We start from the raw sequence: 10444 nt of genomic DNA, 5'->3' as shown, positions 1-10444 counted from the left end.
CGAAAGTACTGTATGGATGACCAGTATATCCGGCGAAAACGAGGCCAACCAGCACCCGGCGCGCGCGGTCGTCCCCCCACCACGCCTGCGCGCTAAAGGGGGCACTTTTTCTTCACCCCTGCACAGCCCTCCAGGCGGCCCAGGCTGGGCGCTGGCTGCACGATCAGGCGGCGGGCAATACCTGCGAATCCCTGCGCCGCAGCCCCTTTCTCGAGGCGCGGCATGAGGCGTCCCCTGGCTCAGTTTCCAGTTGACCCCTCGGGAAAAGGTAATTTTGGTAATTCGGGGTCCGAACACCCCTGGAAGCCGCGCCGTTGCTGGGCTTGATCAATTACCTTGAAAGGTAATTTGAGGTAATTGGAAAGGTAATTTTTCTGTAAGTGATTGATTTACAACGGGTTGAGAAAATCGAGAACTTACCCTTGGGAAAGGTAATTCGATTACCCCAAAATTACCTTATTATTACCTTTAAGAAACTGTCTTAATTCATTGAAAATAAAGGAGAAAATGGCGCTTCAGAAATGAAATTACCAAAATTACCCAATTTCGATGGGTCAACATAAAACGTAGGGTTGCCATTGGAGAGCTGGGTTTCGGGCCTGGTTCACAGCCGCGATCCGCTCTCTCACGCCGGCACACTAACGCGCAGGCTTGGCAGGGAGGCTGGAGCGGCCGTAGCCGCTCCCTTGTTACGTAGCTTGTTACGTAGCAGGGTGTTTGACCACCGCTGGAAACGCCGCAAAGCCTTGGTGTACATGGTGCCGGCACCAGGAATCGAACCCGGGACCTACTGATTACAAGTCAGTTGCTCTACCAGCTGAGCTATACCGGCAAGGAGGGACGCCATTATAGCCACCGGCCCGGCAGTGTAAACCTCTGATTTTTCAGCCTGTGCCGGTTTCCTCAGTGGCCGCTGGCGGCGGCGCCGGGTTTGGCGCCGAAGGGTGGCTTGGCCAGCCAGATCACCACCAGCAGGGCGAGGAACAGCCAGCCCAGCATGGTGAAGTATTCCACCGTCGAGAGCATGTAGGCCTGGCTCTCCACCATGCGGTCCAGCAGCGCCGTGCTGTGCTGGTTGGCGCCGCCCAGCAGGTTCAGGGTGTCGCGGGTGGCCGGGTCGTAGGCGCTCAGGCTTTCGCTCAGGTGGGCGTGGTGCAGCGTTGCGCGGCGGTCCCAGATCCAGGTGGTCAGGGAGGCCGCGAAGCTGCCGCCGAGGGTCCGCAGGAAGGTGGCCAGGCCCGAGCCGTCGGCGATCTGATCCGGTGGCAGGTCGGAGAGCAGGATGCTCAGGATCGGCATGAAGAAGAAGGCCACGCCCAGGCCCATCAGGGTCTGCACCAGGGCGATGTGGGCGTAGTCGACCTCGGTGTTGAAGTCGGCGCGCATGAAGCTGGTGGCGGCCATCACCAGGAAGGCCACGCCGGCGAGGATGCGCAGGTCGAAGTTGTTGGCGTAGCGGCCCACCAGCGGCGAGAGGAACACCGGCAGGATGCCGATCGGCGCCGCCGCCAGGCCGGCCCAGGTGGCGGTGTAGCCCATCTGTGTCTGCAGCCACTGCGGCAGCAGCAGGTTCATGCCGAAGAAGCCGGCGTAGCCGCCGACCAGCGCCAGGGTGCCGAAGGTGAAGTTGCGGTGCACGAACAGGCGCAGGTTGACGATCGGGTGCTTGTCGGTGAGCTCCCAGATGATGAACGCCGCCAGGGCGATGGCCGCGATCACGCAGCCGCCGATGATGAAGTTGGACTCGAACCAGTCGAGGTCGTTGCCCTTGTCGAGGACGATCTGCAGCGCGCCCACGCCCAGCACCAGGAGAATCAGGCCCATGTAGTCCATGGGGGCGTGCTTGATCACCACCGGGCGTTTCTTCAGCTGCTGGTAGACCACGAAGGCGGCGAACAGGCCGATCGGCACGTTGATGAAGAAGATCCACGGCCAGCTGTAGCTGTCGGTGATCCAGCCGCCGAGGATCGGCCCGGCGATCGGCGCCACCACCGTGACCATTGCCAAAAGCGCCAGGGCCATGCCGCGCTTGGCTGGCGGGTAGATGGAGATCAGCAGGGTCTGGGTGATCGGGTACAGCGGCCCGGCGACGAACCCCTGCAGCGCGCGGAAGCCCACCAGCATGCCCATCTGCTGGGCCACGCCACAGAGGAACGAGGCGAGCACGAAGAGGATGGTCGCGGCGATGAACAGCCGCACTTCACCGACCTTGCGGCTGAGCCAGCCGGTCAGCGGCAGGGCTATGGCGTTGCTCACCGCGAAGGAGGTGATGACCCAGGTGCCCTGCTCGGCGCTCACCCCGAGGTTGCCGGAGATGGTCGGCAGGGCGACGTTGGCGATGGTGGTGTCCAGCACCTGCATGAAGGTCGCCAGGGACAGGCCGATGGTGGCCATCACCAGGCTGGGTGGGCTGAACGCACCGCTGCTTTGCTCGCTCATGGTCGTTCCGGGTTCAGCGCGCGGCGGTGCTGCGGTTGCGGCCGTCGGCCATGTTGGCGTGGATCAGCTGCTCGATGAGCTGGTCCGCCGAGGCCAGTTGCTGCTCGTAGACGTCGGTGGAGAACAGCGCGTCCTTCGGCGGCTGCTGCGACAGCGCCGGGCCGCTCTGGTCGTGCAGGTCGACGTTGACGTCCATCGACAGGCCGATGCGCAGCGGGTGGTCGTCGAGTTGCTTGGCGTCGACGCGGATGCGCACCGGCACGCGCTGGACGATCTTGATCCAGTTGCCGGTGGCGTTCTGCGCCGGCAGCAGGGAGAAGGCGCTGCCGGTGCCGACGCCCAGGCTTTCCACGCTGCCCTGGTATTTCACGGTGCTGCCGTAGAGGTCGGAGCGAATTTCCACCGGCTGGCCGATGCGCATGTGCTGCAGCTGGGTTTCCTTGAAGTTGGCGTCGATCCACACCTGATCGAGCGGGATCACCGCCATCAGCGCAGTGCCCGGCTGCACGCGCTGGCCGACCTGCACGGTGCGCTTGGCGACATAGCCGGTGACCGGCGCGACTATCACCGCGCGGGCGTCGTCGAGGTAGGCCTGGCGCAGCTTGGCGGCGGACGCCTTGACGTCCGGGTGGGAGGCGATGACGGTGTCGTCGACCAGCGCGCGGTTGGTGTCCAGCTGTTGCTCGGCGCTGGTCAGGGCGCTTCGGGCGGTGTCCAGGGCGTCGCGGGCGTGGGCCAGTTCCTCGCGGGAAATGGCGCCGTCGTCGGCGAGGTGCTGGCGACGGTTGAAGTCGGCCTCGGCCTTGGCCAGGGCGACTTTCTTCGCCGCCACGTCGGCCTTGTAGCCGTCGACGTTGCTGAACAGACCGCGGACCTGGCGCACGGTGCGCGCTAGGCTCGCTTCGGCCTGCTGCAGGGCCACATCGGCGTCGGCCGGGTCGAATTTCACCAGGACCTGGCCTTTCTGCACCAGGTCGCCGTCGTCGGCGCCGATGCTGACCACGGTGCCGGTGATCTGCGGGGTGATCTGTACGACGTTGCCGTTGACGTAGGCGTCGTCGGTGTCTTCGTGCCAGCGCCCGTAGAGGAATTCCCAGAGCGTGGCGGCGATACCGGCGAGGATGACGATGGCGAGCAGGATCAGCAGCCAGCGCTTGCGCTGGGAGGTGCCGCCGGTGGTTTCTTGGGTGTCGGTGGTCATGGCGGTTGCCTCTTAATGCACGGCGGCTGCGCCCGCCTGGGCGAGCGGGGCGGAAGTGGGGACGGCGTCGGCCTGGAAGCCGCCGCCCAGGGCTTGTACCAGCTGGACGGAAAGGTCGATGCGCTGGGCCTGCAGGTTGGCCAGTTGGCGTTCGGCGAGCAGCAGTTGCTGTTGCACGCTGAGGGCGTCGAGGTAGTTGCCGACGCCTTCGCCGTAGCGGCGCATGGCCAGTTCGAAGTTGGACTTGGCGATGTCGCGCGCTTCACGCTGGTCGACCAGTTGCTGCTCCAGCGAGCGCAGCTGGCCGAGGTCGTCGCTGACTTCGCCGAGGGCGCCGACCAGGGCCTTGTTGTATTGCGCCACGGCCAGGTCGTAGTCGGCGTCCTTGCCCGCCAGGTTGGCGCGCAGGCGGCCGCCGTCGAACAGCGGCAGGGAGATGGCCGGGGCGATCTGGTAGAAGCGGCTCGGCGCCTGCAGCAGGTCGCTGGTGTGCATGCTGGCCAGGCCGATCATCGCGCCCAGGTTGAGGTTCGGGTAGAACTGCGTCTTCGCCGCCTTGATGTCCTTGCTCGCGGCTTCGACGCGCCAGCGCGCGGCGACGATGTCCGGGCGCCGGCCGAGCAGTTCGGCGGGCAGGTTCGAGGGCAGGCTCAGGGCGTCGCTCTTCAGCGGCTTCGGCGGTTGCAGTTCAAGGCCACGGTCCGGGCCCTGGCCGAGCAGCACGGCGAGGCTGATGCGGTCGCTGGCGATCTGCTGTTCGGCGGCCGCGAGCTGCTGGCGGGCGCTGGCCACCTGGCTTTGGGTCTGTTGCAGCTGGACCTTGCTGTCCAGGCCGGCGTCCATGCGCTTGCGGCTGAGGTCGAACAGGCGCTGTGAGCGTTCCAGTTCGTCGCGCGACAGGTCGCGCACGGCGAACGCGTGGCCCAGTTCGCTGTAGGCGCGGGCGACGTTGGCCGAAAGGTTGATGGCGGCGGCCTGGCGGTCCACCTCGGCGGCGTTGGCCTGGCCGAGGGCGGCTTCCCAGGCGGCGCGCTGGCCACCCCAGAGGTCGAAGTCGTAGTTGAAGCCCAGCGACAGGTACTTCACCGCCGCGTAGTGCCCGCCGATGGGCTCCGGCGCCACGCTGGTGGGGGCGTAGATGCCGGCGTAGCTGGCCTTGCCGTTCAGGGTGGGCATGCGCTCGGCGTCGGCCGCGTTGGCGGCGGCGGCGGCCTGGCGTGCGCGGGCGTCGGCGATCTGCAGGTCCGGGGTGCCCTTGAGGGCTTCGTCGATCAGGCTGTCGAGTTGCGGGTCGGCGAAGCTGCTCCACCAGTTGCGCTGCGGCCAGGCCGCGGCGGACAGCGGTGCGCCATCCAGGCTGCGACCGACCTGTAGGCTGGCCGCATCGAGGGTCTTGCCGCTGGGCGTCAAGCCCGAGGAGCTGACGCAGCCGGCCAGCAGGGCGGTGCCGAGCACGGTGGCGGCGGGTAAACGCAATGCACGCATGGATTATTTCTCCTGCGTCGCGCAAGGCGCGGCGCCGTGGCTGCGGAGGATCTTGTCGAGCAGCCGGGTCAGGGTCTGCAGCTCTTCGCTATCGAGGCTGCCGACCAGTTCGTTCATGGCCTGGGTGGCGATGCGCGGCGCCTGGGCGTTCACCGCCTCGCCGGCGTGGCTGAGTTGCAGGCGCACGCTGCGGCGGTCGTTCGGGCAGGGCTGGCGCAGCAGCAGTTCCTTCTTCTCCAGGCGGTCGAGCATGCGGGTCATCGAGCCACTGTCGATGGACAGCTCGCGGCACAGCTCGGCCGGCGTGTTGGCGCGGTCGTGGCCGATGAAGAACAGCACCTTGAATTGCGCGGCGGTGATGTCCAGATCCGTCAGGTACTTCTCCAGCAGGCGGTCCTTGAGCGCCGCCGCGGTGCCCAGGAGCTGGCCGATCGAACCCTTGAACGGAAAGTCGGAGACGCGGTAGTGATCCATGGCAAGGCTAATAACTGTCTAGGCAGGTAATGTATTTCAAAATAATACTGCCTAGGCAGCGATTGGCAAATAGCAGATTGTTGCGAATGCAGAACAATCAGTTCCTGAACGAGCTATACGATCCAGCCAGGCAACATGGAGCGCCCGATTTCCGCGCATCGCGCCGCCCCATGGCCAACGCTTATGCACAATGCTGGGGCGGGCGCAGGCCATTTCCTTCGGAAAACTATGAAGGGTTTCTCGTTTTTTATAAGTAGTTGTTTTTGAATGATATTTTAATATCGTACAAAATTTGTACAGCGGTGTGGCAGGCGGTTGGGAGCGGGCTGCAGGGCGAATTTTCCCGGCTTTCTCAACAGACTTATCCACAGCTTCTGTGGGTGGCTTGGTGCAGTGCGGGCGCTAGACGCGCTCGGCGAGGATCAGCAGGTTGCGCGGGGTGAGCTGGCTGGCGCAGAAGCGGCCCAGGCGCACCTGGTAGCCGTGTTCGATGAGGAACAGCGCGCGGTCCAGCAGCAGCCAGATTTCCAGCGGTCGGCGGAACAGGCCGCGCAGCAGTTCCAGGTTGCGTACCTCGGCCAGGCGTTGCCAGCCCCGCGCGTGCAGGGCGTCCCAGTCGCGCTCGGCGGGGGGCGCCAGGCCCTTGAGGGCGGCGAGGTCGCGGCAGTAGTCGGCGAACGGCTTGTGCAGCCATTCCGGGGCCACCGACGGGACCGGCAGGTATTCGTCCACGCCGCGCAGCTCCCGTTGCAGCAGGTCGAACGCCAGGCGCCGGGCCATGGAACTGTCGCGCTGGCGGCGAACGCGCGCGCCGGCGGTGACCGTTTCGGCGAGCGGCAGGCGCAGGTCGTCCTGGTCGAGCAGCAGCTGAGAAGCGCACGCAGCTGTGGATAACGGCTGGTAGCGTTCATCGCCGATGCGGTTGTAGCAGCAGGGGGCGATCGCCAGTTGCCGGCAGCGCTTGCCGGCCGCCTGGCGCAGGAGTTGGACGTGCAGGTCGCCGCAGGCGTGCAGCGCCACGGCGCTGTGCCCGGGTTGCAGGTAGCGGGCGACGCCTTCGGCGAGGACGTCCTGTTCGACGTGCATCGCCCGCAGTCCCAGGCGGTCGCTCAGGCGCTGGCCGTCGTTCACCAGAGCGAGGTCGCGCTCCAGGCTCAGCAATGGCGTGCCGTCGTGGGCCAGCAGGCGCCCCAGGTGGCCCTTGCCGGCGCACCAGTCGAGCCACTGCACCGAGGGCGTGGCGAAGTCCAGGCGGCTGGCGAAGGCTTCGATCTGCTGCCATTTGCGCCCGGGTACGTCGACCTGGAAGCGCGGCGGCAGCTCGGGCAGGGCGTGGGCGGGCAGTTCCTCGACGTCGCTCAGCTGAGCGGCCTGGGCCGCCAGTTGCGGGAAGGGCGCTGGCGCGTCCACTCGCTCCGGCTGGTTGTGCACGGCGTCCGCGTCTTCCAGGCTGCGCCGGCGCAGCCAGTCGGCCAGTTCGCGGTGCTCGGTTTCCCAGGGCAGTTGCCGCGTGGTGAAGGGCTTGGGCCGCCACAATGCCCGGTGCGCGCACAGGAAGTCGTCCAGCGCCTGGAAGCGTTGGAGGAGGGCGTCGCCCGTAGGGCTGGTGAGGGTGCGGTCGGCCACGGCATGCGCAAGGGGAGGCGGCGGGGCGGCGATTATAGCGGCCCCGCCGCTGCCTGGCAGCGCCGGTCAGCGGCCCTGCATCGAGTCCACCCGCAGCCAGCGCTCGGCGAGGCGGAACAGGCGGGTGAGGACCAGGGTGATGACCAGGTAGAAGACCCCGGCGAGGCAGAAGAACAGCATGGCCTCGTAGGTGCGGGCGATGATGGTGCGGGTCATGCCCATGATGTCGAACAGGGTCACGGTATAGACCACCGCGCTGGCCTTGAGCATGAGGATCACCTCGTTGCTGTAGGCCGGCAGGGCGATGCGCGCGGCGCGCGGCAGGATGATGTGGAACAGCGCCTGGCGGCGCGACATGCCCAGCGCGCGGGCCGCTTCCACTTCACCGACCGGGATGGCGTGGATGGCGCCACGGAGGATCTCGGCGATGTACGCGGCGGTGTGCAGGGTCATGGTCAGCAGGGCGCACCAGTAAGGGTCGCGCAGGTACGGCCAGAGCGGGCCCTGGCGCACCGACTCGAACTGCGCCAGGCCGTAGTAGACGATGAACAGCTGCAGCAGCAGCGGGGTGCCGCGGAAGAAGAAGATGTACGCGTAGGGCAGCGCGCGGACGTACCAGTGCCGCGAGGCGCGGGCGATGCCCAGCGGCACGGCCAGGGCCAGCCCGGCGACCACGGCGAAGGCCAGCAGCTCCAGGGTCAGCCCGGCGCCCTGGAGCATCTTCGGCAGCCACTTGAGGATCAGCTCCATGTCGTTCATAGCTCGTTCCTCACGAAGCCGCGGCCGGCGCGACGCTCCAGGACGTGCAGGGCGGCCATCACGAAGACGGTCAGGCCCAGGTAGATGAGCGCGGCGCTCATGTAGAAGGTGAACGGCTCCTTGGTCGCGTTGGAGGCGACCTGGGCCTTGCGCATGATCTCGTCGAGGGTGATCAGCGAGACCAGGGCGGTGTCCTTGAGCAGGATCAGGTAGAGGTTGCCCAGGCCCGGCAGGGCCACGCGCCAGACCTGCGGCAGGACGATGCGCCAGAAGATCCGCGGGGCGGAAAGGCCCAGCGCCTGGCCGGCCTCGCGATGGCCCTTGGGCACGGCCAGCAGGGCGCCGCGGAACACCTCGGTGGCGTAGGCGCCGAAGCACAGGCCGAGGGCGCAGACGCCGGCGGCGAACGGACTCAGGGCCAGGTCGGGTTTGCCGAAGAGGTCGCCCAGGGCGTTCAGCCCGGCCACGGTGCCGAAGTAGATCATCAGCACCCAGAGGGTTTCCGGCACGCCGCGCACCAGGGTGGTGTAGGCACCGCCGAGCATGCGCAGGAAGGCGTTCTTCGAAGTCTTGGCGATGGCGCCGAGCAGCCCGAGGAGCAGGCCGAGGCAGACCGCGGCGAGCGACAGCTTGAGCGTCATCAGGGTGCCGGCCGCCAGCTGCGGGCCGAAACCGTGCAGGTCGAAAATCATGGGGATCGCGCCTGAAGGGGCGCGCCCTGGGTCACAGGGCGCGCCGGGCTGGCATCAGTAGATGCTGAAGGGGAAGTACTTCTCGTTGATCTTCTTGTAGGTGCCGTCGTCGACGATTTCCTTCAGCGCGGCGTTCAGCTTGTCACGCAGCGGATCGTTCTTGCGCACGGCGATGCCGATCTTGTCGTTGTCGAACACCGGCTGGCCCTTGAACTCGAAGTCCTTGCCGGCGTCGCTCTTCAGCCAGTCGTACTGCACGAACTTGTCGGCCAGCACGCCGTCCAGGCGGCCCGAGGACAGGTCCAGGTAGGCGTTTTCCTGGGTGTCGTAGAGCTTGATGGTGACGGTGTCGGACATGTTGTCCTCCAGCCAGGTACCGGCGATGGTCGCGCGCTGGGCGCCGATCACCTTGCCTTTCAGGTAGCCCTTGTCGGTCTTGAAGTCCACCGACTTGGGCGCCACGAACTGCAGCTTGTTGGTGTAGTAGGGGTTGGTGAAGTCCACCGCCTGCTTGCGCTCGTCGGTGATCGACATGGAGGCGACGATGAAGTCGAACTTCTTGGCGTTCAGGGCCGGGATGATGCCGTCCCAGTCGGAGGTGACCACCTCGCACTCGACCTTCATCTTGGCGCACAGGGCCTTGCCGATGTCCAGGTCGAAACCGACCACCTGGCCGCTGGCGTCGATGCCGTTGAAGGGCGGGTAGGCGCCTTCGGTGCCAATGCGCAGCTTCTCGGCGGCTACCGCGTGGGCGCCGAAGGCGAGGGTGGCGGCTGCGGCCAGAAGGATCTTCTTATAGTTCTTCATGCAAAGTTGCTCCGTTAGCGATGGCTGGACATGAACTGCTTGCAGCGTGCGGACTGCGGGTTCCCGAAGACCTGCTCGGGAGTGCCCTGCTCCTCGACCAGCCCCTGGTGGAGGAACACCACCTCGCTGGAAACCTGGCGGGCGAAATTCATTTCGTGGGTGACCAGCAGCATGGTCCGGCCTTCCTCGGCCAGGGCGCGGATCACGTTGAGCACTTCCTGGACCATTTCCGGGTCCAGCGCGGAAGTGGGCTCGTCGAACAGTATCACCTTGGGCTGCATGGCCAGGGTGCGGGCGATGGCCGCACGCTGCTGCTGGCCGCCGGAGAGCTGCGCGGGGAAGCTGTGGCGCTTGTCGGCGATGCCGACCTTGGCCAGCAGCGCCTCGGCGATCTCGGTGGCCTCGGCGCGGGTCTTGCCCAGCACGCGGCGCGGCGCCTCGATGATGTTGTCGAGGATGCTCATGTGCGGCCACAGGTTGAAGTTCTGGAAGACGAAGCCCAGTTCGCTGCGCAGGCGATTGATCTGGCGGTTGTCGGCGGCGACCAGCTCACCGTCCTTGGCCTTCTTCAGCTTGAGCTCTTCGCCGGCGACGATGATCTGGCCCTGGTGGGGGTTTTCCAGCAGGTTGATGCAGCGCAGGAAGGTCGACTTGCCGGAACCGGAGGAGCCGAGAATGGAGATCACGTCGCCTTCGCGAGCGGTCAGGGAAACGCCCTTGAGCACTTCCAGGTCGCCGTAACGCTTGTGCAGGTTACGGATTTCCAGCGCGGGTATGGCCTCGGCCATTGGGGGCTCCTGTCTTGTTGTTCGGATGCTTCGCGGCGAGCCGCTGCAGGGGGTGGGGCCGTCCTGGCGAACCGCAAGCTATCACGCGACCCAGGGGGCGCCAAGCGTTCGGGGGCCGCGCCAGGCCTGGATGGTGGCATCTTGTCGCATTGCCGAAGTGCCTTGTCGCCTGG

Annotated in this window: 9 protein-coding genes and 1 tRNA gene; all 10 read right to left on the bottom strand. The window is 66.3% G+C overall.

The window, feature by feature from the left end; all coding sequences use genetic code 11:
* Positions 1-756: 756 nt before the first annotated feature.
* Positions 757-832 (bottom strand) — tRNA-Thr (locus P3W75_RS08030).
* A 71-nt stretch (positions 833-903) separates the two neighbouring features.
* Positions 904-2439: a DHA2 family efflux MFS transporter permease subunit gene (locus P3W75_RS08025; protein WP_276226837.1), complete on the bottom strand. Its 1536-nt coding sequence runs from the start codon at positions 2437-2439 to the stop codon at positions 904-906.
* Between the two features lie 13 nt (positions 2440-2452).
* Positions 2453-3640: an efflux RND transporter periplasmic adaptor subunit gene (locus tag P3W75_RS08020; protein ID WP_276226836.1), complete on the bottom strand. Its 1188-nt coding sequence runs from the start codon at positions 3638-3640 to the stop codon at positions 2453-2455.
* 12 nt (positions 3641-3652) lie between these two features.
* Positions 3653-5125 carry an efflux transporter outer membrane subunit gene (locus P3W75_RS08015; RefSeq protein ID WP_276226835.1) on the bottom strand — a complete coding sequence of 491 codons (1473 nt, stop codon included), beginning with the start codon at positions 5123-5125 and terminating at the stop codon, positions 3653-3655.
* Positions 5126-5128: 3 nt separating this feature from the next.
* On the bottom strand, positions 5129-5599 hold the full coding sequence (locus tag P3W75_RS08010) for a MarR family winged helix-turn-helix transcriptional regulator (RefSeq protein WP_276226834.1): 471 nt from the start codon (positions 5597-5599) through the stop codon (positions 5129-5131).
* Positions 5600-6001: 402 nt separating this feature from the next.
* A complete protein-coding gene (locus P3W75_RS08005) occupies positions 6002-7225 on the bottom strand; it encodes a methyltransferase (protein WP_276226833.1) in 1224 nt (407 codons plus the stop codon).
* Positions 7226-7291: 66 nt separating this feature from the next.
* Complete coding sequence (locus tag P3W75_RS08000; protein ID WP_276226832.1) at positions 7292-7984, bottom strand: ABC transporter permease; 693 nt, start codon at positions 7982-7984, stop codon at positions 7292-7294.
* A complete protein-coding gene (locus tag P3W75_RS07995; protein ID WP_276226831.1) occupies positions 7981-8676 on the bottom strand; it encodes an ABC transporter permease in 696 nt (231 codons plus the stop codon). Before P3W75_RS07995 ends, P3W75_RS08000 begins: the two co-directional genes overlap by 4 nt.
* 54 nt (positions 8677-8730) lie before the next feature.
* On the bottom strand, positions 8731-9483 hold the full coding sequence (locus P3W75_RS07990; protein WP_276226830.1) for an ABC transporter substrate-binding protein: 753 nt from the start codon (positions 9481-9483) through the stop codon (positions 8731-8733).
* A 14-nt stretch (positions 9484-9497) separates the two neighbouring features.
* Positions 9498-10271 (bottom strand): ABC transporter ATP-binding protein, encoded by a 774-nt coding sequence (locus P3W75_RS07985; RefSeq protein ID WP_276226829.1) that lies wholly within the window; start codon positions 10269-10271, stop codon positions 9498-9500.
* Between the last annotated feature and the right edge of the window lie 173 nt (positions 10272-10444).

Source organism: Pseudomonas citronellolis, assembly GCF_029335315.1.
Classification (GTDB): Bacteria; Pseudomonadota; Gammaproteobacteria; order Pseudomonadales; family Pseudomonadaceae; genus Pseudomonas; species Pseudomonas citronellolis_A.
Note: the sequence above shows the minus strand (reverse complement) of the source record. Positions and strands in the feature narration are given on the sequence as shown.

Excerpts from the sequence above, each read along its gene's own strand:
- P3W75_RS08015 (WP_276226835.1), bottom strand. The coding sequence starts at position 5,125 with ATGCGTGCATTGCGTTTACCCGCCGCCACCGTGCTCGGCACCGCCCTG.
- P3W75_RS08025 (WP_276226837.1), bottom strand. The coding sequence starts at position 2,439 with ATGAGCGAGCAAAGCAGCGGTGCGTTCAGCCCACCCAGCCTGGTGATG.
- P3W75_RS08010 (WP_276226834.1), bottom strand. The coding sequence starts at position 5,599 with ATGGATCACTACCGCGTCTCCGACTTTCCGTTCAAGGGTTCGATCGGC.
- P3W75_RS07985 (WP_276226829.1), bottom strand. The coding sequence starts at position 10,271 with ATGGCCGAGGCCATACCCGCGCTGGAAATCCGTAACCTGCACAAGCGT.
- P3W75_RS07990 (WP_276226830.1), bottom strand. The coding sequence starts at position 9,483 with ATGAAGAACTATAAGAAGATCCTTCTGGCCGCAGCCGCCACCCTCGCC.
- P3W75_RS08000 (WP_276226832.1), bottom strand. The coding sequence starts at position 7,984 with ATGAACGACATGGAGCTGATCCTCAAGTGGCTGCCGAAGATGCTCCAG.
- P3W75_RS08020 (WP_276226836.1), bottom strand. The coding sequence starts at position 3,640 with ATGACCACCGACACCCAAGAAACCACCGGCGGCACCTCCCAGCGCAAG.
- P3W75_RS07995 (WP_276226831.1), bottom strand. The coding sequence starts at position 8,676 with ATGATTTTCGACCTGCACGGTTTCGGCCCGCAGCTGGCGGCCGGCACC.